This window comes from Streptomyces sp. NPDC001492, from assembly GCF_053597275.1.
The window spans coordinates 39,218-62,929 of sequence record NZ_JBSFHW010000021.1; the positions used below are offsets into that span (position 1 = coordinate 39,218).

The 23,712-nt window shown below is 69.9% G+C and carries 25 protein-coding genes; 12 read left to right on the forward strand and 13 right to left on the reverse strand.

The features are described from left to right. The first annotated feature begins 69 nt into the window (after positions 1 to 69). Genes ACWC1K_RS25680 through ACWC1K_RS25700 form a run of 5 tightly spaced genes read left to right on the forward strand, consistent with a single transcriptional unit; the run spans position 70 to position 5,741 of the window. The gene (locus ACWC1K_RS25680; RefSeq protein WP_450834565.1) at positions 70 to 2,931 is read left to right on the forward strand and encodes a nitrate- and nitrite sensing domain-containing protein; all 2,862 of its coding nucleotides are present in this window, start codon (positions 70 to 72) and stop codon (positions 2,929 to 2,931) included. Next, on the forward strand, positions 2,928 to 3,431 hold the full coding sequence (locus ACWC1K_RS25685; RefSeq protein WP_450834567.1) for a roadblock/LC7 domain-containing protein: 504 nt from the start codon (positions 2,928 to 2,930) through the stop codon (positions 3,429 to 3,431). The genes ACWC1K_RS25680 and ACWC1K_RS25685 overlap by 4 nt, the downstream gene beginning before the upstream one ends. Further along, positions 3,428 to 3,838, forward strand: a complete 411-nt coding sequence (locus tag ACWC1K_RS25690) for a DUF742 domain-containing protein (protein ID WP_450834568.1) — start codon at positions 3,428 to 3,430, stop codon at positions 3,836 to 3,838. The genes ACWC1K_RS25685 and ACWC1K_RS25690 overlap by 4 nt, the downstream gene beginning before the upstream one ends. Next, positions 3,819 to 4,445 (forward strand): GTP-binding protein, encoded by a 627-nt coding sequence (locus ACWC1K_RS25695; protein ID WP_030928821.1) that lies wholly within the window; start codon positions 3,819 to 3,821, stop codon positions 4,443 to 4,445. The genes ACWC1K_RS25690 and ACWC1K_RS25695 overlap by 20 nt, the downstream gene beginning before the upstream one ends. A gap of 45 nt (positions 4,446 to 4,490) precedes the next feature. Further along, positions 4,491 to 5,741 (forward strand): styrene monooxygenase/indole monooxygenase family protein, encoded by a 1,251-nt coding sequence (locus ACWC1K_RS25700; protein ID WP_450834570.1) that lies wholly within the window; start codon positions 4,491 to 4,493, stop codon positions 5,739 to 5,741. On the opposite strand, the gene ACWC1K_RS25705 is transcribed toward ACWC1K_RS25700, so the two are convergent. The 4 genes from ACWC1K_RS25705 to ACWC1K_RS25720 all read right to left on the reverse strand — a co-directional run bounded on the left by ACWC1K_RS25705 (position 5,738) and on the right by ACWC1K_RS25720 (position 8,945). Beyond that, on the reverse strand, positions 5,738 to 6,790 hold the full coding sequence (locus ACWC1K_RS25705; RefSeq protein WP_450834572.1) for an NlpC/P60 family protein: 1,053 nt from the start codon (positions 6,788 to 6,790) through the stop codon (positions 5,738 to 5,740). The genes ACWC1K_RS25700 and ACWC1K_RS25705 overlap by 4 nt on opposite strands. Before the next feature lie 104 nt (positions 6,791 to 6,894). Beyond that, entirely contained in the window at positions 6,895 to 7,209 is a 315-nt protein-coding gene (locus tag ACWC1K_RS25710; protein WP_450834573.1) for a hypothetical protein, read from the reverse strand. Between the two features lie 10 nt (positions 7,210 to 7,219). Beyond that, the gene (locus ACWC1K_RS25715; RefSeq protein WP_450834575.1) at positions 7,220 to 7,867 is read right to left on the reverse strand and encodes a TetR/AcrR family transcriptional regulator; all 648 of its coding nucleotides are present in this window, start codon (positions 7,865 to 7,867) and stop codon (positions 7,220 to 7,222) included. Between the two features lie 139 nt (positions 7,868 to 8,006). Then, entirely contained in the window at positions 8,007 to 8,945 is a 939-nt protein-coding gene (locus tag ACWC1K_RS25720; protein WP_450834576.1) for an AurF N-oxygenase family protein, read from the reverse strand. Between the two features lie 125 nt (positions 8,946 to 9,070). On the opposite strand from ACWC1K_RS25720, the gene ACWC1K_RS25725 reads away from it, so the two are divergent. Together ACWC1K_RS25725 and ACWC1K_RS25730 are read left to right on the forward strand one after the other, a co-directional pair. Beyond that, the gene (locus ACWC1K_RS25725) at positions 9,071 to 10,180 is read left to right on the forward strand and encodes a ferritin-like domain-containing protein (protein WP_450834578.1); all 1,110 of its coding nucleotides are present in this window, start codon (positions 9,071 to 9,073) and stop codon (positions 10,178 to 10,180) included. 49 nt (positions 10,181 to 10,229) lie between these two features. Next, positions 10,230 to 11,060, forward strand: a complete 831-nt coding sequence (locus ACWC1K_RS25730) for a hypothetical protein (RefSeq protein ID WP_450834783.1) — start codon at positions 10,230 to 10,232, stop codon at positions 11,058 to 11,060. A gap of 34 nt (positions 11,061 to 11,094) precedes the next feature. Here the strand turns inward: ACWC1K_RS25730 and ACWC1K_RS25735 are convergent, their stop codons facing one another. The 7 genes from ACWC1K_RS25735 to ACWC1K_RS25765 all read right to left on the reverse strand — a co-directional run bounded on the left by ACWC1K_RS25735 (position 11,095) and on the right by ACWC1K_RS25765 (position 17,842). After that, a complete protein-coding gene (locus tag ACWC1K_RS25735; protein ID WP_450834580.1) occupies positions 11,095 to 11,604 on the reverse strand; it encodes a DUF3291 domain-containing protein in 510 nt (169 codons plus the stop codon). 100 nt (positions 11,605 to 11,704) lie between these two features. Beyond that, positions 11,705 to 13,180, reverse strand: coding sequence for a penicillin-binding transpeptidase domain-containing protein (locus tag ACWC1K_RS25740; protein WP_450834582.1), 1,476 nt, complete (start codon positions 13,178 to 13,180; stop codon positions 11,705 to 11,707). Next, the gene (locus ACWC1K_RS25745; protein WP_450834583.1) at positions 13,180 to 14,562 is read right to left on the reverse strand and encodes an FtsW/RodA/SpoVE family cell cycle protein; all 1,383 of its coding nucleotides are present in this window, start codon (positions 14,560 to 14,562) and stop codon (positions 13,180 to 13,182) included. Before ACWC1K_RS25745 ends, ACWC1K_RS25740 begins: the two co-directional genes overlap by 1 nt. A gap of 43 nt (positions 14,563 to 14,605) precedes the next feature. Next, positions 14,606 to 15,010, reverse strand: a complete 405-nt coding sequence (locus ACWC1K_RS25750) for an SH3 domain-containing protein (protein ID WP_450834584.1) — start codon at positions 15,008 to 15,010, stop codon at positions 14,606 to 14,608. Positions 15,011 to 15,233: 223 nt separating this feature from the next. After that, positions 15,234 to 16,481 (reverse strand): ATP-binding protein, encoded by a 1,248-nt coding sequence (locus tag ACWC1K_RS25755; protein WP_450834586.1) that lies wholly within the window; start codon positions 16,479 to 16,481, stop codon positions 15,234 to 15,236. Then, entirely contained in the window at positions 16,478 to 17,218 is a 741-nt protein-coding gene (locus tag ACWC1K_RS25760; protein ID WP_450834587.1) for a hypothetical protein, read from the reverse strand. The genes ACWC1K_RS25755 and ACWC1K_RS25760 overlap by 4 nt, the downstream gene beginning before the upstream one ends. Before the next feature lie 117 nt (positions 17,219 to 17,335). Next, positions 17,336 to 17,842, reverse strand: a complete 507-nt coding sequence (locus tag ACWC1K_RS25765; RefSeq protein WP_450834589.1) for a protein-tyrosine phosphatase family protein — start codon at positions 17,840 to 17,842, stop codon at positions 17,336 to 17,338. 110 nt (positions 17,843 to 17,952) lie between these two features. Here ACWC1K_RS25765 and ACWC1K_RS25770 point away from each other — a divergent pair, with 110 nt between their 5' ends. Next, positions 17,953 to 18,756 carry a nuclease-related domain-containing protein gene (locus ACWC1K_RS25770; protein WP_450834590.1) on the forward strand — a complete coding sequence of 268 codons (804 nt, stop codon included), beginning with the start codon at positions 17,953 to 17,955 and terminating at the stop codon, positions 18,754 to 18,756. A 105-nt stretch (positions 18,757 to 18,861) separates the two neighbouring features. On the opposite strand, the gene ligD is transcribed toward ACWC1K_RS25770, so the two are convergent. After that, positions 18,862 to 19,743, reverse strand: a complete 882-nt coding sequence (gene ligD, locus ACWC1K_RS25775) for a non-homologous end-joining DNA ligase (RefSeq protein ID WP_450834592.1) — start codon at positions 19,741 to 19,743, stop codon at positions 18,862 to 18,864. An 81-nt stretch (positions 19,744 to 19,824) separates the two neighbouring features. Here ligD and ku point away from each other — a divergent pair, with 81 nt between their 5' ends. After that, positions 19,825 to 20,844, forward strand: a complete 1,020-nt coding sequence (gene ku, locus ACWC1K_RS25780) for a non-homologous end joining protein Ku (RefSeq protein ID WP_450834593.1) — start codon at positions 19,825 to 19,827, stop codon at positions 20,842 to 20,844. A gap of 95 nt (positions 20,845 to 20,939) precedes the next feature. On the opposite strand, the gene ACWC1K_RS25785 is transcribed toward ku, so the two are convergent. Then, positions 20,940 to 22,208 carry a hypothetical protein gene (locus ACWC1K_RS25785; protein WP_450834595.1) on the reverse strand — a complete coding sequence of 423 codons (1,269 nt, stop codon included), beginning with the start codon at positions 22,206 to 22,208 and terminating at the stop codon, positions 20,940 to 20,942. A 21-nt stretch (positions 22,209 to 22,229) separates the two neighbouring features. Between ACWC1K_RS25785 and ACWC1K_RS25790 the strand changes: the two genes are divergently transcribed. The 3 genes from ACWC1K_RS25790 to ACWC1K_RS25800 all read left to right on the forward strand — a co-directional run bounded on the left by ACWC1K_RS25790 (position 22,230) and on the right by ACWC1K_RS25800 (position 23,704). Further along, a complete protein-coding gene (locus ACWC1K_RS25790; RefSeq protein ID WP_450834597.1) occupies positions 22,230 to 22,379 on the forward strand; it encodes a hypothetical protein in 150 nt (49 codons plus the stop codon). Positions 22,380 to 22,466: 87 nt separating this feature from the next. Beyond that, positions 22,467 to 22,625: a helix-turn-helix transcriptional regulator gene (locus tag ACWC1K_RS25795; protein WP_450834598.1), complete on the forward strand. Its 159-nt coding sequence runs from the start codon at positions 22,467 to 22,469 to the stop codon at positions 22,623 to 22,625. Between the two features lie 611 nt (positions 22,626 to 23,236). Next, positions 23,237 to 23,704 (forward strand): hypothetical protein, encoded by a 468-nt coding sequence (locus tag ACWC1K_RS25800; RefSeq protein ID WP_450834600.1) that lies wholly within the window; start codon positions 23,237 to 23,239, stop codon positions 23,702 to 23,704. The last annotated feature ends 8 nt before the right edge of the window (positions 23,705 to 23,712 follow it).

Genomic DNA, 23,712 nt, shown 5'->3' on the forward strand with positions numbered 1-23,712 from the left:
AGTCGACTTCAGTTGACGGAGCGTCACACCCGGGCCCATGAGTACCACGAGTCAGGATTGCGAGCACCGGTGCAGAAGACGCGGCCTCGTCGCACAGGCAAGCAGACGGACCCCGCAGCGGGCGTGGAGCACCCGTCCGGCAGCACCGGCACCACCACCGGCAAGGGCCGGCCCACGCATGTACGCAACCGGCTCGTCGTCGCCGTGGCCGTGGTGGCCGCCGCGATAGCCGGGGCCGGCGTCCCTTCCGTCCTCACCGCCTCCGGGCAGCTCAGCGACTCCCAGCACCTGGTGACGCTCGCCGGGCAGACCCAGAACGCGCTCGCCCTGGCTCATTCGCTCGCCGACGAGCGGGACGAGGTGACGTCCTACATCGCCGCCGGACGGCCCAAGTCCAAGGCGCCCTCCGAGCAGCGCAGCGCCCGCGTCGACCGGCAGGTCGAGGAGCTCCAGCAGGACACCGACACCCCCGCCGCCCTCCGCGGCGACCTCGACGGCATCGCCGCGCTGCGCCGCGCCGCGCTCACCGGCAAGAGCGACGCCCTGCAGACGCACGACGCCTACTCCGCCGCCATCACCGAACTGCACCGGCTCGCCGAGCAGCTGGCGCAGCAGATGCCGCCCCGCGCCGGATCGGGCGCGTACGCCCTCGCCGAGCTGGACACGGCGGTGCAGCAGGCCGCCGCCGCCCGCGGCCTGCTCCTCGCGGCCCTCAACGTGCCCAGCACCACCCAGACGGTCATCAGCCCGGTCACCGGACTGCCGACCACGGTCACCTCCTCCTCGGCCACCGAGACCAAGCAGCGCAATGCGCTGGCCGCAGCCGCCCAGCAGGCCAGGCTGCGCTCCGACGCCGCCCTCGCCGACTTCCACGACACGGCGACCAAGACCGCCCGGACGTCGTACGACTCCACGGTCACCGGCCCGGAGGTCAACTCCGCCGAGAAGTACCTGGCCAGGCTCACCGACCAGCCGACGCTCTCCGAGTCCGAACTCGGCACCAGCGCCTCGAAGGTCGACGCCGCGCTCTCCGCCCGTATCGACGCGATGCGCGGCGCGGAGTCCGCCCTCTACGACCGCCGTACCAAGGACCTGGCCCAGTTGCGCGACGACGACGTCAGCGCGCTGGAGCTGCGGATCGCCGTCCTCGGCGCCCTGATGCTGCTCGCCGTCGGCATCGCCACGGCGATGGCCCGCACCCTCACCCGGCCGCTGTCCGTGCTGCGCCGTGGCTCGGCCCGGCTCGCCGGGGCGGCGGACCCCGCCGCCGAGGAACCGGTCACCTTCACCGGCCGCAACGACGAGTTCGCGCAGGTCGTCCGCTCCGTCAACGCCCTGCACGCGCACGCCGCGGCCCTCAGCGAGCGCATCGTCACGCTGGAGGCCGACCGCAAGCACCTCGTCGGCCAGCGCCAGAAGATGGCGGACGCCCGTGAGGAGCTGCGCGCCGAACTCGGTGAATCGGCGGCCCGGCTGGAGCGGCTGCGGGAGAGCATCGGCGGCACCTTCGTGAACCTCTCCCTGCGCACCCTGGGCCTGGTCGAGCGCCAGCTCGCCGTCATCGAGAGCCTGGAGGAGCGCGAACAGGACCCCGAGCGCCTCGCCACCCTCTTCAAGCTGGACCACTTCGCGACGGTCATGCGCCGCCACAGCGAGAACCTCCTGGTCCTCGCCGGCACCGAGCACGTCCAGCAGCACGCGGGACCTGTCCCGCTCGTCGACGTCGTGCGCGCCGCGGTCAGCGAGATCGAACGGTACGAGCGCGTCCGCATCGCCGTGCTGCCGCCGCACGCGCATGTGGCGGGCTTCGCCGCGGACGACCTCTCCCACCTGCTGGCCGAACTGATGGAGAACGCCACCTCGTTCTCCCCGCCGGACCTGCCCGTCGAGGTCTCCGGCTGGCTCCTGGAGAACGGCGAGGTCATGCTCTCCGTCCAGGACGAGGGCATCGGGATGACGAGCGACCGCCTGACCCGCCTCAACACCCGCCTCGCCGAGTTCGACCCCGAGTCCCCCTACGACCAGGAGGGCGAGGAGGGTCTGGGTCTCGGCCTCTACGTCGTCGCCCGCCTCGCCCACCGCCACGGCGTCCGCGTCCAGCTGCGCGAGCAGAAGCAGGGCGGCGTGGCGGCGGTGGTGGTCCTCCCGAGCCCCCTGCTGGCGGCGGCCCCCTCCGCCGCGGTCCCGTCGTCGGCCTCGCCGGGGCCCGGCGGCACGCTCGGCTTCTCCCTCCCGGGGGCGGACGCGGAGGCCAACTCCAACGAGCTGCCCGCCCGCCCGAAGCCGACGGACCCCCTGGTGGCCCTGGCGGAGAAGGCACTCCAGCACGAGGCGCCCACGCCGGCCGAAACCACGATGGAACTCCTGCTCCCGGACCTGGCGCCCGAGGCCCATGAGGGCCCGTCGGCCGCCGAGGGGGCGGAGGCCCATGGGCGGCCGGTCGCCGAGGAGGCGGAGAGCCAGGGCGGGCCCGTGCCCGAGGCGACCGAGGTCCACCCGCCCCTCGCCTCCGGGATGATCCCGCCCCAAGCCCGACCGCCAGGCGCCGACGGCGAGTCAGCCCCACAGGGGCCACCCGCACCCGACGACGAAAGTGGTACGGGTGATGCGGCTGGGAACATCCCCGCCGAAGGCGAAGCCGAGGCGGAACACACCCGCGCCCCGGACGAGGAGCAGCTCACCGACAAGGGCCTCCCCAAGCGCACCCCCAAGATCACCGCACCGACCGAGTCCGCGCCCCAGCGCCCCCGCACGGTGGACGCGGACGCCCTCCGCCGACGACTCGGCGGCTTCCGCACCGGCGCCCAGGCCGGCTACCGCGCCGTGGAGGCGGAGATCGCCGAACAGACCGCCCAGAACCAGATGCCGGGCACCGCACCAGCCGTATCCGAAGAAACCACGGGGGGCACCGTCGAGGAGGCAAGCAGTTGACCGCGCCCAGTACCTTCGGACTGAGCAGTGAAGCCCGCAACCTGCACTGGCTGCTGACGAACCTGGTCGAGGAGGTGCCGGGCATCCAGTCAGTAGCGGTGGTCTCCTCGGACGGCCTGCTCCTGCTCTCCTCCGACCCCGGCCGGAACGCAGCGGCCAAGGACCAGGCCAAGCAGCGGCGGACCGGCCCCCGGGGCTCCTCCGCCGACCTCGCCACCATCGTCTCCGGCATCGGCAGCCTCACCATCGGCGCGGCCAAGCTGATGGACGGCGGCGCCGTGAAGCACACGATGGTCGCGATGGACGAGGGCAGCCTGTTCGTGATGTCGATCAGCGACGGCTCGCTGCTCGGCGTGCACGGCTCCGCGGACTGCGACATGAGCGTGGTGGCGTACCACATGGCCCTGTTCGTGGGCCGCGCCGGCCATGTCCTGACGCCGGAACTCCGCAGCGAGCTACGAAAATCCCTGGAGTCGGAGTCCGCCGGGAGCCACCGATGAGCAGTTCGCCCAAGAAGCTGCCCGTTCGCGGCGGCGACCGCAAGCCGGCCCGGGTGCGCCCCTACTCGCTGACCGGCGGCCGTACCCGCTTCGGCCACGTCCTCCTCGTGGAGACGTTCGTGGCGGCGCTCGACGCCCCGGAGGAGCGCAAAGAGCTGACGAATGGTTCCCTCAGCACCCGGGTCATGCCCGAGATGCAGGCCATCGTCGAACTGTGCCGCCGTATGCGCACGGTGGCCGAGATCGCAGCACTGCTGAAGATGCCGCTGGGCGTGGTCCGGGTCTTGCTCAGCGATCTCGCGGACCAGGGCAGGATCCGCGTGTACGGAACAGGTACCGGTCACGGCACGGGCCGCCCGGACCGCGCTCTGCTGGAAAGGGTGCTGAGTGGACTCCGTCGCCTTTAGAGACACCGCCTTCGCGGACACCGACGAGGACCTGAAGTCCTGGCAGACGGACCGCACCCGGGCCCCGATCGCGACGAAGATAGTCGTGGCGGGCGGTTTCGGCGTCGGCAAGACCACCCTGGTCACCGCCGTCTCGGAGATCACGCCCCTGCAGACCGAGGCGCTGATGACCGAGGCGAGCGAGGAGACCGACGACCTCACCGCCACACCGGGCAAGCTGACCACCACCGTGGCCATGGACTTCGGCCGTCTCACGCTCGACGACGACCTGGTGCTCTATCTGTTCGGCACGCCGGGCCAGCAGCGGTTCTGGTTCATGTGGGACGACCTGGTGCGCGGCGCGATCGGCGCGGTCGTGATGGCCGACACCCGTCGCCTGAAGGACTGCTTCCCCGCGCTGGACTACTTCGAGAGCTGCGGACTGCCGTACGTCGTCGCGGTCAACCACTTCGACGGCAGCGAGCTGTTCGAACCGGAGGACGTGCGGGAGGCGTTGACGATCCCCGCGCACATACCTGTAATGATCATGGACGCGCGCCGCCGGATCTCGGTGATCGAGACCCTGCTGTCCCTGGTGGGCCACGCGCTGGACGTCACCCCCGAGTAGCCCCGGCCGCCCCCCAGCAGTCCCCGAGTAGGAGAACAGCCCCGTATGCGGAAGATACTCGTCGTAGGAGCCGGCCAGTCCGGTCTCCAGATCGCCCTCGGACTCCAGTCGCACGGGTACGAGGTCACCCTGATGTCGAACCGGACGGCGGACGAGATCCGCTCCGGCCGGGTCATGTCGACGCAGTGCATGTTCCACACGGCACTGCAGCACGAGCGCGATCTCCAGCTGAACTTCTGGGAGTCCCAGGCCCCGAAGATCGAAGGACTCGGCGTCTCGGTCGCGGCCCCCGGCTCGCACGACCCGGGTCCGACGCAGCGCGTGATCGACTGGGTGGGCAAGCTGGACGGGTATGCGCAGTCGGTGGACCAGCGGGTGAAGATGGCCGGCTGGATGGAGACCTTCGCCCAGCGCGGCGGCCAGCTGGTCATCCACGGCGCGGCGGTCTCCGACCTCGACTACTTCTCCCGTACCTACGACCTGGTCCTCGTCTCGGCGGGCAAGGGCGAGCTGGTGTCCATGTTCGGCCGGGACGCCTCCCGTTCGCCGTACGCCGAGCCGCAGCGCGCCCTGGCCGTCTCGTACGTCCACGGCCTCGGCCCCCGCCCGGAACACCCGGACTACGACGCGGTCCGCTGCAACCTGGTCCCGGGCGTGGGCGAGCTGTTCGTCATGCCGACGCTCACCACCTCCGGCCGCGCCGACATCCTCTTCTGGGAGGGCATACCCGGCGGCCCGCTCGACGTCTTCAACGGCGTCAAGGACCCGGCGGAGCACCTCTCCCTGACCCTGGAACTCATGGAGAAGTTCACGCCCTGGGAGTTCGAGCGGGCCAAGGGGGTCGAACTGACCGACGCGGGCGGCGTGCTGGCCGGCCGCTACGCCCCCACCGTCCGCAACCCCATCGGCCGGCTGCCCGGCGGCGGACTGGTCCTCGGCGTCGCGGACGTCGTCGTCGCCAACGACCCGATCACCGGTCAGGGCTCCAACTCCGCCTCCAAGTGCGCGGCTTCGTATCTCGCGTCGATCCTGGAGAACGGCGAGAAGGAGTTCGACGAGACCTGGATGCAGGCCACGTTCGACCGCTACTGGGAGACCGCCCGGCACGTCACCAAGTGGACGAACGCGATGCTCGCCCCGCCGCCGGAGCACATCCTCAACCTGATCGGCGCCGCCGGCCAGCTCCAACCGGTCGCCGACCGCTTCGCCAACGGCTTCAACGACCCGGCCGACTTCGAGAACTTCTTCTACGAGCCCGAGAAGACGGCCGCCTACCTCGCGGAAGTGACCGGCTAGGCCTTCTTGGGGCGCCGGTCCGGGCGCACGGCTCCCAGGATCGGGTAGGACGCGAGCGGCGAGACCCTGACCGTCTCGCCGGTCCGCGGTGCCTGGATCATCATGCCCTCGCCCAGGTACATCGCCACATGCGTGGCCTCCGGGAAGTAGATCACCAGGTCGCCCGGGCGCAGCTTCTTCAGCGGGATCCGCGGCAGCCGCGCCCACTGCTCCTGGCTGGTGCGGGGGATCGGCCTGCCGGCCCTGGCCCAGGCCTGGGAGGTCAGGCCCGAGCAGTCGTACGACTTCGGGCCCTCGGCCCCCCACCGGTACGGCTTCCCGAGCTGCCGCACGGCGTATCCGAGGGCCCGGGCGCCCTTCCGTGACGGACGGCGCTCGCCGCTCAGCACACCGGACGCCATCAGCCGCTGTTGCGCCGCGGCGGTGCCCTTCTTCTCCAACTCGCCGAGCGCCGCCAGCTGTTGCGGGGTGAGGGAGGCGAGGAGCTTCTCGACGTCCTTCAGACGTGCCTGTACGTCGTCGCGGTCCTTCCTCTGCCGTTCGGCGAGGGCGAGTTGTTCGTCGAGGGCCCTGCGCGCCCGGCGGTCCAGCTCGCCGGCCTGCTTCTCGCTCGCGGTCAGCCGGCCGACCGCCTCGACCCGCTCCCGCGCCAACTGGCCGATCACATGCCCCTGGTCGAGCGCCTGCTGGGGGTTGCGGGCGAGCAGCAGACGTACATAGGCGGAGATCTCGGTGCTGTCCTGGTACTGCTGTCTGGCCAGCCGTCCGGCGGCGATGCGGCTGTCGTGCAGCGAGCGGCGGGCAAGGGACAGTTCGCGGTCGAGGCGGGCCACTTCCACGCGCTGCTTCGTCAGCTTCTCCGCGGTGGCGTCGTAGGTCTCGGTGGCCTTCTCGGCCTCCCGGTACAGCCGCTGAAGATCCGTCAGCTGCTGGGCGACGGTACCCCCGCCGGGCTCCGCCCCGGGTACGGCCGCGGCGGGCGGCGGCACGAGGAGAGCGCCGGCGGCCATCGCCACCGTGCAGACCAGACGCAGGAGCTTTCCTGACACATCATCACCTCCGGTGCGGGGCAGCCTCTCTGCTCCGCACAGTCAGGTGTTGACGTCCCCGCGACCGATGACGCGCCGCGTGTGCGCTGATCGGCGCAACCTCGTCACCCGTCCGTGTCGTCCGGCTTGCGGCCCGGCGTGGCGTCTGGATCGGCGTCCGGCTTGGACCACGGCCACTTCAGCCGGTCGCTCGGCCTGCCCTCGGGGTCGTACGCGTACTTCCAGCCCTGTGGCAGCCCGAGCCGCTTGCTGTGGCCGCGCGGGACGCGCCGGTAGACCAGCACGGTGGGCTGGCCGCCCGCCGCGTCCGGCACGGGGATGCGGTACGTCTTGGGCGGGTGCCCGGTGGGGCCCACGAGGACCGGCAGCACCCGGCCGTCCATCGGCCCGCCCTCGAACGGTGTCTCTTCGCTCTTCACGGCACCAGTCTCAGACATCCTCGGCCAGCGCCCGCACCAGCGCGGCGGTCTGCGGGTCGCGGGCCGCGGTCACCGAGAGGACGGCCACGAACTGCTCGACCAGCCAGTCCCGCAGCTCGTCGAGCGGCGGCCGCTTGCCCTCGTCGAGCCAGATCAGGGAGGCCGCCTCGACCGCGGTGATCCACATCCGCACGGTCATGCGCAGCAGCAGCCCGGGGTCCGGGACCTCCAGATGGCTCAGAATGTGCTCGGCGGCGGCCCGCCGCACCCCGTCCACGATGGCGGTCGTCCGGGACGTCTCCACCACGCTGCCGCCCTGCAGCAGCGCACTGAACCCGGCGTCGTGCTGGTCGACGAACGCGAGATACCGGTCGAGGGCCCGGGCCAGCCGGGGCAGCAGCGGGCCGACCCGCGCCTCGTCGAAGCACGTTTCGAGCTCTTCGGCGGCCGACCTGAGTGCAGCCTCGTACAGTTGCTGCTTGCCGCCTGGAAAGTACCGGTACACCAAGGGCCGCGACACCCCCGCCGCCTCCGCAACGTCGTCGAGAGAAACGTCCTCGGGGACGCGATGGGCGAAGAGGTTCAGCGCTGCTTCGAGAAGCTGGCTGCGGCGCTCTTCGACACTGAGTCGACGGTAGGCCGGGGCGGAGGGGGTCATGCCTCGCAGGGTAGTCGGCCGGGTGCGGGTGCGTCGTGGCTGGTCGCGCCCACGCGGCGGAGCCGCATATGTCACAGCCCCGCGCCCCTTCAGGGGCGCGGGGAACTGCGCGAGAAGCCCCCAGCGACCGCAGACTGCATCAGGCCAGCAGCCCCGAGCTCTTCCAGAGCCGTCGGCCGACACCCCGCAGCACCCCGATGTCGTCCAGGAAGTCGGTCAACCTCTTCGCACCGGTCTGCATGACTTCCCTCCGGTGCCCGCTGCTGCGAACCTGCGCCATCGCCTCCCGCTTGTCCAGCCCCACATTGGTATAGACCTCGGGGTTGATGAACGCCACCGAGAACACCCGCGCAAACTCACCGGAGGTGACCCGCGTGAACTCCTGCGACCAGCGCGGCGCGGTCACCATCTGCCGCCGCAGTTCCTCCCGCGCGTAGCGCACATGCCGGGCCTCCTCCACGACATGGATCCGCGTGACCCCCCTGATCAGCGGCTGCACCCGCTCGTCCGGGAACGTCAGCCGCTGCATCCAGTCGAGCACCTCCTCACCGAGGAGGGTGGCCGTGAAGGACCCGGGCGTGGTCGAGATCGTCTTGAACAGCCGCCCCAGGTTCTGGTGCACCCGGGCCACCGGATACCACGGCGCGTCCCCGCGCGAGATCAGCCGCGCGAACATCTTCGAGTGCCGGCACTCGTCCTCGATCTCGGTGAGCGCGTACCGCACATGCGCGCTCGTGGCCGCCTTGTCGTAGATGTGCCGTACCAGCAGCTGCATGAGGATCAGCTCGAACCAGATCCCGAGCGAGGCCAGCGCCGCCGCCTCGTGCTGCGAGAGCAGGATCCGCTGCTCCTCGCCCATCCGCTTCCACAGGGGCGTGTCGTACAGCGACACCAGCTCCGGCGGCCAGAACCACTTGCCCTCCTCGAAGGGCGCGTCCCAGTCCAGCTCCTTGTCCGGGTCGAAGGAGTGCTTGGCGGAGGAGGCGAGGAGCCGTTCGGCCACCTGTTCGCGGTCCTTGAGCAGCCCGAGCGCGTCGCGCAGACCGTCCAGCGCGTCGGCTTCCGTCAGGGTCGTCATCGTTCCCACCTCTGTTACCCGGGGTCACATCCTCCACCGCTTATGAGACTGCTTGTCAGCAAGCTCGTCAATCCCCTGCGCGCGACTTGTTGACCCGGCGTCTACCACGTGTGAGCCTGCGAAGCATGCCGACTTACGACCTGTACGCCATGGACTCGGGAGACCCTCTCTGGCAGGTGCCGGCGACCGGCGCGGCCCGCTTCAGCTGGGAGTACGACGACGGTCGCGACCGCCTGCTCGCTCTGTACCAGAAGGGCAAGGACAAGCAGTGGGACGGCCAAAGGCGCATCGACTGGGATCTCGAAGTCGATCCGTACGACCCCCTCGGCACCCCCGACGAGGCGATGTCGCTGTACGGCACCAAGCACTGGGCCAGGATGACCGACAACGACAAGGGCGAGCTGCGCAAGCACTACGCCTCCTGGCAGTTCAGCCAGTTCCTGCACGGCGAGCAGGGCGCGATGATCTGCGCGGCGAGGATCGTGGAGTCGGTCCCCGACCTGGACGCGAAGTTCTACTCGGCTACCCAGACCATGGACGAGGCACGGCACGCGGAGATCTACGGCCGTTTCCTGCACGAGAAGATCGGGATGCTGTACCCGATCAACGACAACCTCCAGTCGCTGCTCGGCGACACCCTCCGCGACAGCCGCTGGGACATGCCCTACCTCGGCATGCAGGTCCTGATCGAGGGCCTGGCCCTGGCCGCCTTCGGCATGATCCGCGACACCACCGACAAGCCCCTCCCGAAGCAGATCCTCGCCTACGTCATGCAGGACGAGGCCCGGCACGTGGCCTTCGGGCGGATGGCGCTGCGCGACTACTACAAGCAGCTCACCGACGCCGAACTGCGCGAGCGCGAGGAGTTCGTCATCGAGGGCTGCTACCTGATGCGCGACCGGCTGCGCGGGGTCGAGGTCCTGGAGAACTTCGGCATCCCGAGGGCCGAGGCGGAGGAGTACAGCGAGCAGTCGGAATTCCTCGCGCTGTTCCGGCAGTTGCTGTTCTCCCGGATCGTCCCCTGCGTCAAGGACATCGGCCTGTGGGGCAAGCGGCTGCAACAGGCGTACGTCGACATGGGCGTGTTCGAGATGGGCGACTCCAACCTGGACCTGTTGATGGCCCAGGACGAGGAGATCGCCGAGAAGCTGGACGCGGAGCGCTTCGCGGCGGAGGAGCAGGAGCGGGTGGCAGAGGTGGAGGGGGCGATCGAGGCGGGGGCGGCCGAGGTGTGACGGGGGCACATCGGGTCACCCACGTGCAGTAATGTGCGCTGGCGTGTCCATGCCTCCACCCTCGCAGGGCCCCTACGGACCCCAGAACCCTTACGGCGCGCAGCCCCCGCAGGGCCCCTACACCGCCGGTCCATACGGTCAGCCGCCCGCACCGCAGCCACCGTACGGCAGTGCCCCCTACCCTCAGCCCCAGCCGTACGGCTGGGGCGTACCCCCGATGGCCGCGCCCCCGCCGAAACGGCAGCTCGGGCTGGTCCTCGGCATGGTGGGCGGGGTCGTCGCGGTGGTCGTGGCGATCCTCGTGGGGCTGGCGATGGTCGGGGCGACGGCGACGGGTGGCGGCTTCCCGGAGGCCAAGTTCACTCTCGCCCTCCCCAAGACGCTGGTGAACGGCCGTTATGAGCTCACGCAGGACCACGTCCACTCGGAGGAGAAGAAGCTCGAAGACGAGGCGGACGGTGCCTGGGACGCCAAGGACGTGCGGGCCGTCGTCGGGCACTACGGCCCGGCCGGTGACCACGGCGGGGGCACGCTCGTGGTCGAGGGCATGTACGGCCGGTTCAGCCACCCGGCGCTGACCCGCAAGGAGATGATGAGCGGCGCCGCGGACGGCAAGGGCGCCGAGATGGCCGTACCGGCGAAGGACTTCCACCCCGAGGGCTCCGGCGGTGTCGTCATCACCTGCGAGGTCGTCACCCAGACCCAGCTCGGGGTGAAGGTGACGGTGCCGCTCTGCGGCTGGTTCGACGACAACACGGGTGCGTCCGTCGCTGAGGTCGCTACAGCCACGATGAGCCAGGATCCCTCCGACGTCGACCTGGAGAAGGCGGCGGCGACGACGCTGCAGATCCGCTCGGAGATGCGGAAGCCGATCGGCTGACGTGGGCGTCAACACGGTCTGACCGGAGGAGAGCTCAGGCGGGGCAGCCCAGGTCCTCCGGGATCGTCACCGCGACCGCCTCCTGGGCCCCCGGCGGGAACGACGTCCGCAGGGTGAAGGCGTACGGCGTGGGGCCGTTCGCCCGCAGGTGGAGCAGCCGCTGCTCGGCCTCGGCGACCGTCGGCCGGTGCCCCGCCGGGACCCACCACAGGACGACCATGGCCTCCTGCACCCGCTCGAAGAACTCCCGGCGGCGGGCCAGCATCTCGCGGTGGCGGCCCTGGTACATGTACGCGGTCAGGGCGCTGCTGTCGCGCCACACCGACATGTTGATGATCAGCCACTCGTCGCCGAGGACGGGCACGTCCGTCGCGTTGCCCGAGTCGCTCTCCAGCCGCCAGACGAAACCGTCGGCCGCGTCGGCGTCGGCGTTCACGGGGTCGAGGTTGTCGACGAAGTCCTTCAACTGCGGGGAATCCAGAGGGGCTTTGAGGCGTCCGATGTTGACCTGGGCGAGGTGGTACGCGGCATCGGGTGTCGTCATGGACCGAACGATAGGTCGGGAGGGCGGGGCGATCCCAGACCCCGTCTCAGCATGTGGACGATGCCCGTCCCCGCCGGCCGAGCTGATCCAGGAGCGGCACTCAACTGCTGCTCTCGGGTGAGGAGTTCAGTACCGCCCGCATGACCTCCCGGGCGATCGGGGCGGCCATCCCGCCCCCGGTGATGTCCCCGCGGTCCGCCGACGCGTCCTCCACCACCACGGCCACCGCGACCCTCGGCAGCACCTCGCGCTCGCTCTGCGCCCAGGACACGAACCAGGCGTACGGCGTGCCGGAGTTGCCGAGGCCGTGCTGGGCCGTGCCGGTCTTGCCGCCGACGATCGCGCCGGGGATCGCGGCGTTCGTGCCGGTGCCCTCCGTCACGACCTCCTCCATCAGCTGCTTCATGACGTCGGCGGTCTCCGGGCGCATCGCCTGGCGCACCGGGCGCGAGCCCGCCGTGGTCATCGTGGCGCCGTTGCCCGTGGTCGTCCGCTCCACCAGATACGGCGAGCGCACCTGCCCGGCGTTCGCCACGGCCGCCGCGACCATCGCCATCTGCAGCGGCGTGGCCCGCGTGTTGTACTGCCCGATCGACGACAGCGCGAGCTGCGCCCGGTCGACGGAGGTGTCGAAGGTGCTCGGCGCCACGGAGAAGGGGATCCGCAGCCCGTGGTCGTTGAAGCCGAAGGCCTTCGCCGCGGCCCCCATCCGCTTCACCCCCACATCCACCCCCAGCTTCGCGAACACCGTGTTGCAGGACCACGCGAAGGCCTCCCGCAGCGGCGCGTCCTCGCAGCCGTCGCCCTCGTTCATCAGCATGGTCGTGGTGCCCGGCAGCCGGTAGGGATCCGGCGACTCGGTCGGCCGGTCGATGTCCAGGACGACACCGGCGTCCAGCGCGGCCGCCGCGGTGACCACCTTGAACGTCGAACCCGGCGGATACGTCTGCCGCACCGCCCGGTTGAGCATCGGCTTGTCCGGATCCTCGTTCAGCCGCGTCCAGGACCGCTCCGTCGCCGCGGCGTTCCCCGACAGCACGGCCGGGTCGTACGACGGACTCGACACCAGCGCCAGCACCCGCCCCGTCGCCGGCTCGATCGCCGCCACCGCACCCCGGCGCCCGCCGAGCCCCTGGTACGCCGCCCGCTGCGCCGCCGGGTTGAGCGTCGTCACGACGTTGCCGCCCCGGCCCAGTGCCCGCGTGAGGTCGCCCACCAGGGGGAACGGCGAGAGCATCGGGTCGGTGCCGGACAGCACGGAGTCCCCGGTGTGCTCCAGCAGCGTGGTGCCGTAGACCTGCGAGGCGAAGCCGGTGACGGGCGCGTACAACGGGCCGTCCGTGTACGTCCGTTCGTAGCGGAGCTGCTCGCCGGAGTCCCGGGAGCCGGTGACGCTCCGCCCGCCGACCAGGATGTTGCCGCGCGGCCGCTCGTAACGGGCGATGGTGGCACGGCGGTTGGCGGGGTTGGCGTCGAAGGAGCCGGCGCTGAGGACCTGGATGCGCACGGCGTTGACGAGGAGCGCGACGAGCAGCAGCGCGCAGAAGAAGGCGGCGTGCCGGATGTGCTTCGCCATCAGGGCGCCACCTCCCCGTTGTACTGCCGCCGCGCCGCATGGCTCACCCGGATCAGCAGCGCCACGATCGCCCAGTTGGTCACCAGTGACGAGCCGCCCTGCGCGAGGAACGGCATCGCCATGCCGGTCAGCGGGATCAGCCCGGTCACCCCGCCCGCGATCACGAACACCTGGAGCGCCACGATCGAGGCGAGCCCGACCGCCAGCAGCCGGCCGAAGGGGTCGCGCAGGGCGAGGCCGGCCCGGTAACCGCGCTCCACGAGGAGGCCGTAGAGGAGGAAGAGCGCGGACAGGCCCACCAGGCCCAGTTCCTCCCCGGCCGTCGCGAGGATGAAGTCGGACTTCGTCGCGAAGCCGATGAGGATCGCATGGCCGAGGCCGAGGCCCGTGCCGAGGACTCCGCCCGCCGCGAAGGCGAACAGGGACTGGGCGACCTGGTTGGGACCCTGTCCCGCCTCGATCGTCGCGAAGGGGTGCAGCCAGTCCTGGACCCGGCTGTTGACATGCGGTTCCAGCCAGCCGACGGCCACCGCGCCCGCGGCGGCCAGCAGCAGGCCGACCGCGATCCAGCCGATGCGCCCGGTGGCGACGTACAGCAGGACCACGAACAGACCGAAGAACAGCAGCGAGGTGCCGAGATCGCGCTCCAGCACCAGCACACCCACGCTCACCAGCCAGACGGCGAGGATCGGCCCGAGCGCCCGGCCCTTGGGCAGCTGGACCTTCCTGAACCGCCAGACCTGACGTCCGGTGTACGCGAGCGCGCTGCGGTTGGCCGCCAGATACGCGGCGAAGAACACCGCGAGGAGCACCTTCGCGAACTCGCCCGGCTGGATGGAGAATCCCGCGATCCGCACCCAGATACGGGCGCCGTTCACGGCCGGGAAGAGGATCGGGAGCGCCAGCAGGAAGAGCGCGGCGACCACCCAGACGTACGCGTACCGCTGGAGCCACCGGTAGTCCCGCAGCATCAGCACCAGCGCGATGAACAGGGCCACGCCCAGCGTGGACCACACGAGTTGGGTGGGGGCGGCCTGGTCGTGGGGGGTCTCCAGGTCGAGCCGGTGGATGAACACCAGGCCGATGCCGTTGAGCAGCACGCCGATGGGCAGCAGCAGCGGGTCGGCGTACGGCGCCCGCATCCGCACCGCGCAGTGGGCGAGCAGCGCCAGCACGCCGAGCCCGGCGCCGTAACCGGCGGCGCCGGGCGGGACGGTGCCGTTCCTGGCCAGGCCCACGGCGCAGTAGCCGTACACGCAGAGCAGTACGGCGACGACGATGAGGGTGAGTTCGATGCCACGGCGCCGGGGCAGGCGGGTCACGGGAGGAACGGGGGTGTCCGAGGTGTCCGCCTGTGCCACGGTGGGTCCGGCGTTGGTCATGTCCGGAACCTACCCAAATAGTCGGTCTTGTGATCTCAGGGTGTCAGCACCAGCGCGGCTGTTCGTGGCTGGTGACGTCGATGAAGCGGGCCGAGCCCCACGCCCAGGTGCCGTCCGGGAGGAGGTACCAGATGTTGTCGCCGTCGACGCTCTGGCCCGGGGTCTTGCAGAAGATCGAGACCCGGTCGCCCCGGTGCGCCACTCGGATCACCTGGCTGCCGCGGTTCGGCGCACTGCGCAGAAACAGCGTCTCCGCGGTGACGACGCCCCGCGCGAGCCGGTCGTGATCGTGGTCGTGGTCGTGCTCGCCCCCCTGACCGAAGCCCGGGTCCCCGCCACCGTCACCCCACTCGTCGTCCGCGAGGGCGGGGGAGACGGCCACAGAACTGACGAGAGCGCAGGCGGCGGTGGCGGTGGCCAGGCGTATGAGGGTGGAGCGCAGGGACATGGGGGATACCTCCATGAACGGGGGCGAAGCTGACTATTCGCCACATACCGGCCACATTAGGAGGAGGGGGCGGGGGCCGCCCGTCGTGCTGGTCCATAGGAGCGGCTCGCAGGAGCGCCCTGAAGGGGGGCGGGACTGTATCGATGTGCGGCTGCGCCGCGTGGGCGCGACAAGCCCCCACGCGCCCGCACGCGACGAACGACCTGCGGCCCCGAGCTCTCGATCAGTCGGTTCGGCCAAGCGTCAGAATGGCAACCGCCCCACCATCCACCGCGTTCGCGAACTCCAGCCGCGCCCCCAGCACCTCGGCCTGCCCGACCGCAATGGTCAACCCGAGCCCGTGCCCCCTGGCACCCCCCTCGGTCCGGAACCGCTGCGGCCCATGCTCAAGGAGATAGTCCGGGTACCCGTCCCCGTGATCCCGCACGGTCACCACCGCCCCGTCCACTGTCAGAGACACCGGCGCCCGCCCGTGCTTGTGCGCGTTGGCGACCAGATTCCCCAGCACCCGCTCCAGCCGCCGCCGGTCCGTCTCCACGCGGGCGTCCCGCAGGACGACGACCTCCGTGTCGGTCCCCGACGCCCGCACCACCCGCGTCGCCAGCGCGCCCAGCTCCTCCGCGTCCAGCTCCAGCTGCTCCCGCCCGGTGTCCAGCCGGGAGATCTCCAGCAGGTCCTCGGTGAGCGTGCGCAGCGCGGCCACCCGGTCCCGCACCAGCTCCGTGGGCCGGCTCGGCGGCAGCAGCTCGGCCGCCGCGTGCAGCCCGGTCAGCGGGGTGCGCAGCTCGTGCGCCACGTCCGCGGTGAAGCGCTGCTCGCTCAGCAGCTTGCCCTGCAGCGAGGCCGCCATCGAGTCCAGTGCGGCGGCGACGGCGGCCACCTCGTCCTGCGGGTGCGTCGGATCCTTCGTACGGGGGTCGTCGACGCGTGCGTCCAGGTCGCCGGCGCTGATCCGCCGGGCCACCTGCGCCGTGGCGTGCAGCCGCCGTGTCACCCGGGTCACCGCGAACGCGCCCACCAGCAGCGTCACCGTGATGGCCAGGCCCGAGGACCACAGGATCGACTGGTCGAGCGCGGCGATCGTACGGGACTGCTGCGCGTAGTCGACCTCGACGGCGAGCGCCCTGTTCCGGTCCGCGGGGCCCGCCGCCCACATCGTGGGATGCCCGTGCTGCTCGGAGACCATCGTGCCGCGGTCCCCGTCCGCCGCCAGCTCCCGCAGCGCCCTCGGCAGCCCCGGGGGATCGACGCCCGCCCCGGGCAGCAGCGAGTCCCCGGCCTGGTACGCCTTCGTGGCGTCCGTCAGGCGCGACAGCGCGAGGTCGCGGGCCTGGCCGACGGTCTGGTTCGTCACCGACACGTGCACGAGCACGCCGAGCAGCGCGGCGAGCGCACAGCACATCACGGCGATGAAGACGGCGGCCTTCAGGGCGAGCGTGCCCGCCCACTGGGGGAGCGAGAGCCTCGTCATGAGGTCGCCGAGGGGGAGGAGGGGGACGGGGAGGCGGAGCGGGGTCCGGAGGGGCGCGTGGGGCGCTCGCGCTTGCCGATGTGCAGCATCTCGTCGTGGGTCAGCAGCATCACGCGCTGGTTCGGGTCCCAGGTCCACTGGAAGCGGTACTCGTAGTCGGCGAGGTCGGACGGCGCGTGGATGATGACGGAACGCCCGGCCAGCTCGACCCCGCTCACCGCGTCGTTGTTCGACATGACCTGGACCACCCGGCCCGCCTCCACGGTGTAGACGCGCACCGCCGTCTGGTTGCCGGGCAGCAGCCGGAAGCCCAGCGTCAGGTCGGGGCGCCCGTCACCGGTGATGTCCCGGTAGTACGCCTTGAGCAGCGGACACTTCGGGTTCGCCGGCTGCTTGCCGCAGTACGCCATACGGCGGGCCGTCTCGCGGTAAGGCGCCTTGGAGCCGGAGTAGTCGTCCGGGTGCTGGGCCATCTCGGCCCTGACGACGGCCACCGGGTCCACCGTGCGGATGTCGTCGCCCGGAGCCGTGATGCCCTTCATGGCCTCGGCCTCGCCGTTGTCGTAGTCCCAGGCGGGACTGGCCGCCGGGCTCAGGCTCGGCCACAGCTTGTCCGGACTCGTCGCGGTCGGGGTCGACCCGGCGCCCTGCAGCCCGCCCGCGTCACCGCAGCCCGCCGCCAGCAGGGCGAGGAGGGCTGTGGCGAGGGCTGCGCATGCGGCGCGAGTGCGGAGCACTGTACTCCTGTGGCTGAGAACGATCGGTGACCCGGTACACCCTATTCGTCCGGCGAAACGATTACCTCGCTACTCGGCTCCCCGGCGATACGGCTGCTCGGCGACCTGATCGCCCGGCTACTCGGCGAGTTCCTCAAGGAGCCGTGCCGTGGACAGCCCCGCCCGCAGATAGTCCACGAACAGTTCGTTGTGCAGCGCCCAGGGCGAGCGGCGGGACCGTATCAGCCGTATCGCCTCCTCGGTGGTGTGCCCCCGGCGGACCAGGGTGTGCGCGACGACCAGCCCCGAGCGGTTGTACCCGTGATAACAGCGGACGAGGACCTTGCGGCCCTCGTCCAGTGCCTCGCCCGCGGCCTGCGCCAGGCGCATCACGCCCGCGAGCTGGGTGCCGTCCAGCGGCCCGTCCGGTATCGCCCACACGTGGTGCTCCACACCGGGGTCGGGCCCGTGCCCGGGCAGTCTCAGCAGGGTCTGTACGAGATCGAACTCGCCCCGCACGACGGCGAACTCCAGTTGCCCGGTGCGACCCCTGAACTCGTGCCCGCCCATCCACAGTCCGGGCACGATCTCGTTCCACGGACTGTCCGGAGCCGGTACGTCGGGCTGCTTCCTGCGGGTACGCAATCACGCCTCCCCAAGCGCCGCTTCCGTGGAACCCAACTCCTCTTCAAAGGTAGCCGGGTTCTTGCCCGGGGAGCACCCCGCCTGTTCCCATGGTCAAGGGGTGATGGCGCATGACCGGACTACGCGTCGTACCGTCCTGGCGGCACGGTCAGGAGCGGCTCTACGTATGCCTCACGGACGGGCGGAACGTCGCCTGGTACGACAGGGAGGCCGCCAGGGTCAACCTGCTCAGCGAGGACGAGCGGGAGGGCGTGCTGCAGGCCCTGGGCCCCTTCCTCACGGGCCCGGTGACCGTCGGCCCGCCGCCCGTCCCGACCCCGGCCGAGCTGGCCCGGCTCTCCCTCCACCCGGACGACGACCTGGCGCCCAACCGCCCCGGCGAGGCGCTGCTGGTCGCCCTGGACCGGGAACCGGGCCCGCCGCACCGGCTGCGTCCGGACCCGCGCCGCCGGGCGCTGGCGGCGGAACAGTCGGTCGGCGAGGCCCTGGACCGCCTCGACGGCGCGGGCTGGCACGCCCTGCACTCGGTCCCGCTGCCCGGCGGCGACCGCATCCACCACCTGGCGATCGGCCCGGGCGGACTGTTCGCCGTCCATACGGTGTACGCCCGTAAGCAGAAGGTGACGGTGGCCGACCCCATGGTCACCCTGGGCCGCCGCGAGCCCCACCCGCTGCTGCGCCGCGTCCGCGCGGACGCCGACCGGGCGTCGTACGCGCTGACCGCCGAGGTTCACCCGGTCCTGGCCCTCGTGGAGCCCGCGGACGTCACGGTCCCGGCCCCGCTCCGCGAGGTCCGCGTCCTGAAGGACACGGACATCGAGGGCCTGGCCCGCCTCGGCGGCGTCCTCAAGCCGGCGGACGTGGAGGCGTTGCACGCGATGGCGCGGGACAGGGGGACGTGGACGAGGGTGTGAGGGCTGCTTTAGTCAGCCCGTCCGGCGTTTGAGGACGAGGCCGTTCAGGCCGAAGGGGGTCTGGGGGCGCAGCCCCAGGGACGGTCACCCCCGAGGCCGGAGGCCTCACGGCAGCGGCGCCGCACCGGCGGGATCGAGCAGCGGGGCGAGCAGATCGCCGTAGTCCTGCAGGCGGGGAGCGAGATCCGGCGCCTGGAAGGTGAGCTGCGCAGCAGACCCGCACTCCTCGACCTCGCGCCAGGTGACCGGCGCGGAGACGGTGGGCTCGGGCCGGGCGCGCAGGGTGTAGGGCGTGGCGGTGGTCTTCCGGGCGGCGTTCTGGCTCCAGTCGACGAAGACCTTGCCGGGCCTGAGGCTCCGGGTCATCCGGTGCAGGGCGAGCCGGGGCATGGCCCGCTCGGCCTCGACGGCGAGCTGCTTGGCGTACTCGCTCACCTGCTCGGACGGAGTGGGCCGTACCGCGGCGAGCAAGTGCAGCCCCTTGGACCCGGAGGTCTTGGCGAAGGCGTCGATGCCGTCGGCCGCGAGCCGTTCCCGCAGCCAGAGGGCGACCTGACAGCAGTCGACGACGGACGCGGGCGCCCCCGGATCGAGATCGAAGACGATCCGGTCGGCGACACCGGCGTCCTGGACGACCCACTGAGGCGTATGGAACTCGGTGACGAGGTTCGCGGCCCACATCAGACTCGCCAGATCCTGTACGAGCACCATCCGCGCCGGCCCCTCCATCCGCGGCACCTCGGCGGTGGTGACCCAGTCGGGTGTACCCGGGGGCACGTTCTTGGCGAAGAACACCTGCCCGTCCGGCCCGTCGGGATACCGCAGGAAGGAGACGGGCCGGTCGCGGAGATGGGGGAGCAGGTGGTCGGCGGTGGTGGCGTAGTAGTGCAGCACCTCGCCCTTGGTGAACCCGGTCGCGGGATACAGCACCTTTTCGAGGTTGCTGAGCGCGAGCCGTCGCCCCTCCACCTCTGTGATCGGCGTCATACGATGAGAATCTCACGCAGACTGCAATGAAACCTTTTGAACTGCGTAAATCGTTCAAAACAGACCGAAAGGGTGCTGCACGTGCGATCCATATGGAACGGCGCCATCTCGTTCGGCCTGGTCAGCATCCCGATCAAGCTGGTGAACGCCACCGAGAGCCACTCGATCTCTTTCCGCCAGATCCATGTGGAGGACGGCGGCCGCATCCGCTACCGCAAGGTCTGCGAACTGGAGGACAAGGAAGTGAGCGGCGCGGAGATCGGCAAGGGCTACGAGGACGCGGACGGCACGATCATCCCGATCACGGACGAGGACCTGGCCCACCTGCCGCTCCCCACGGCGAAGACGATCGAGATCGTGGCCTTCGTTCCGGCGGACAGCATCGACCCCCTCCAGATGGACGCGGCGTACTACCTCGCCGCGGGCGGCGCCCCGGCCGCCAAGCCGTACACCCTCCTGCGCGAGGCCCTCAAACGCAGCAACAAGGTGGCGATCGCCAAGTTCGCCCTGCGCGGCAGGGAACGGCTGGGCATGCTGCGGGTGGTGGAGGACGCCATCGCCATGCACGGCCTCCTGTGGCCGGACGAGGTCCGCGCCCCCGAGGGCGTGGCCCCCGACGCAAAGGTCAACATCAACGACAAGGAACTCGACCTGGCGGACGCCCTGATGGACACCCTGGGCGGGATCGAGCTCGACGAACTCCACGACGAATACCGCGAGGCACTCGAGGAGGTCGTGGCGGCGAAGGCGGCCGGCGAGGCACCACCGGAGGCCCCGGAACCGGCAAAGGGCGGCAAGGTCCTGGACCTCATGGCAGCACTGGAAAAGAGCGTGAAGGCCGCGAAGGAGTCGCGCGGCGAGGAGGCGGAGGTCAGGGATCTCCCGGCCCGCAAGTCGGCCCGAACGGCCCCGAAACAGGCGGGCGGAAAGAAGTCGACGTCCACGGCGAAGAAGACGACGGCGAAGAAGACGACGGCGTCGGCCTCGGCAAAGAAGTCGACGGCGAAATCGACGCAGGGCGCGAAGAAGACGGCGGCGAAAACAACCACCGCAAAAAAGACCCCCGCCAAGAAGACGACATCCCGCAAACGCACGGCCTGACACCGCCGACGGGGCCAACAGCACGGTGACGAGCCCGGGTGCGGCGAAAGCGCAACAACCTGACTTGAACCCCTTCGGTCAAGGTAATGCGGAAATCACGAAATTCCCAGATCTTTATACATGCCCGCGAACGACAGTTTGGGCGCCGCAACTAGTTGTGGTAATTCCCGTTCCCGAAAGGCCCAGGCCGTTGCAATCCCTTTTTCAAATGCAGGCTTGCAGTCGCTCAGGTCAATTTTGGGGACACCCCAGTCGTCGGCTAGGCGCCGATGGCGCGAAAAGTAGGATTTCGCAGTTTCACCGAGGTCGAGAAGGTGGCCGAGCGTCTCCGCAGCCCGCACGCCCGTAGCAAGTCCTTCCACAGGCTCTCTCTGATGCATTGTTACCATCGCCGAACCCACGGCAGCGAGAGCAATTTCAATGTGACGAGACCCTGGAGACTTATTTCCCTCCAGGTCCGCCAGTGAGATTGACGACAGCCAAACGCTCATGCCTCGATTGCCCAGTGTGCCCTCGGCGCTCGCCCATTCGAGATAGAAAACTCTTTCTTTATTTGAAAGAGTTCGGTCTCGCATTGAAGCAAGTCTTTTAGAGGTCTTTTCCGAGATGAAGGCCGCCTCATCAGCCTGATCCGCTTTACGAAGGACGTGTGTAAGGTTGTGAATATAACCCAGGTCGTTCTGTTCCTCGTCCACCGCTACCCTGGCAGTGGCTAGGGCGATATCCGGACGTGACTTCTCAAAGGAGCGACATAGATTAGGATACTTTTCGTAGTCGCGAATAAAATGGTGACGCCCGGCTCGTATCGCAGCCCGGACCAGCTTGGCGTATGTTTCTGCGAGATTTACGTTGACTTGTTCCGCGACGGTGAGGCAGGCTTCAGCAATGAGCCTATGACGGGTCAGTACACCGCCTCCGGCCATGGTGACGGCGGCCTCATCCCGAAGTGGAATTACGATCTCGCTTGTGACGTGAGAAGTCGATACGCCGAGCGTTTCTGCGAGAATGCTTGGCGCGAGATACAAACGCGCCGAATGTGCAGCCGCGATGTAAAGGAAGGCGCTGGACAGTGTATGTCCTGAGGAAGTTCTCCGCGAGGCAAGAGATCTCATCAAATCTCTTACGCGATCTGTAAAGTAATCGCCATGGCGCACACGAATCATTCCACCAAGTAGGGCACCGTCCTCTTCAGCCGCCTCTTCACGAATTGCCCTCAGGAGTTCCGCTGCCCGCTGGGCGTTATTATCCCAATCAGTCAAGCGGCCAAGTCCCTTTTCGCCATGTTGACTCCATGCGGCTACTACTAGCTCTGCATCAGCTTCGTCCAACCCCCTGAGGTAGATCTTCTTATATCCAATATTCATCGCCCATGGATATGCATCACCTTGGGCATCGCCCCAATCGACACGATCCGCCGCACCTGCAACCGCATGGCCGAGGCCGGACAGCTCACCAAGGACCCCGGCGGCCGGTACTACCCAGACACCGAGACCCGGACGCAGGGCGCCGAAGAGGTGTCCGCGCTGTCCGGGTAGCCCATCTGACCAGCATGAATACCCCGAACAGTCGGAATTGGAGCTGTCCGGCCTGTCCGGTGCGGACGAAGCCGAAGGGATGGCGGAATGAGCGCCCGTACGCGGGACGAGAAGATGACCGTCAAGGAGGCCATCGCTGATCTGAAGGTCGCTCCATCGACCTTCTACCGGTGGCGCCAGCTCGGGAAGGGACCCCGTTCGATCAAGCTCCCCAACGGCGACGTACGCATTAGGCGGTCGGAGTAAGAGCGTTGGCTCGCGGAGCGGGAGGACGCTGCGTGAGCATTGAGAACAACACCCCTGCCGGGCGCCCTCGCGGGTCTGCCCGGCCGGGCTACTCCTTCGACGTCAAGCTGTGGAAGGTGTCCAAGACCGGCCGCAAGTCCCGTCCGTGGCGCCTTCGTTGGGTGGTCGCAGGCAAGGTGCACGGCGACACCTTCACCACGTCCGCGCTCGCGGAAAGCCGACGGTCCGAGCTGTGGCAGGCCATGAACCGCGGGGCGAAGCGTTCGAGATCGAATCCGGGCTGCCTGAGTCCGAGGTACGCGCGGCGGCCGAAGCCGCCGAAGCGAAAGCCGTAGAGCCGCCGTTGCGATGGTTCGAGTTCTGCCGGAAGTACATGGCCGGGCGGTGGCGCACAGCTGCGGCCAAGACCCGGGAAGGGACGGCTGACGGGCTCGCCGCGGTGACCCTCGCCATGGTGAGGCGCGGGGACGGGGCTCCCGACGATGAGACTCTTCGGCTGGCCTTCCGGTGGGGGATCGTGCCCGCGAACGCGGGCGAGGACCCGCCGGCCGAACTCAAGGCGGCGTACGAGTGGGGCACGACGACTGACCGGCCGTTGGGTGACCTCGCCGATGCCGGTTTTCGAGGATGTGCTGTACCGCGTCAGCTACAAGCTGGACGGCACCCCAGCGGCGGGCGAAACGTACAAGCGGCGCCGCCGCGCCCTGAACACCGCTCTCGAACACGCTGTGGCAGTGGGGGAACTCCCGGAGAACCCGCTTCCGCGGACCCGCCGGAAGCACTCTGGTTCCAACAACGTGGTTGACCCGCGCGTCCTGGTGAACGCAGTACAGGCCCGGCAGCTGCTCACAGCCGTCTCCTACGTCGGGTCGTGGGATCGGTGCCGAGGGCGACGCCTGGTCGCCTTCTACGCGGTCCTCTACTACGCGGGGCTTCGGCCGGCTGAGGCTGTCGGGCTACGGCTGTCAGACTGCCACCTGCCGGAGAGGGGCTGGGGCACGCTGACGCTGCGGGAGACTCGTCCCGTCTCAGGCAAGCAGTGGACCGACTCCGGCGAGCGCCACGACCGGCGGGCCTGAAGGCGCGC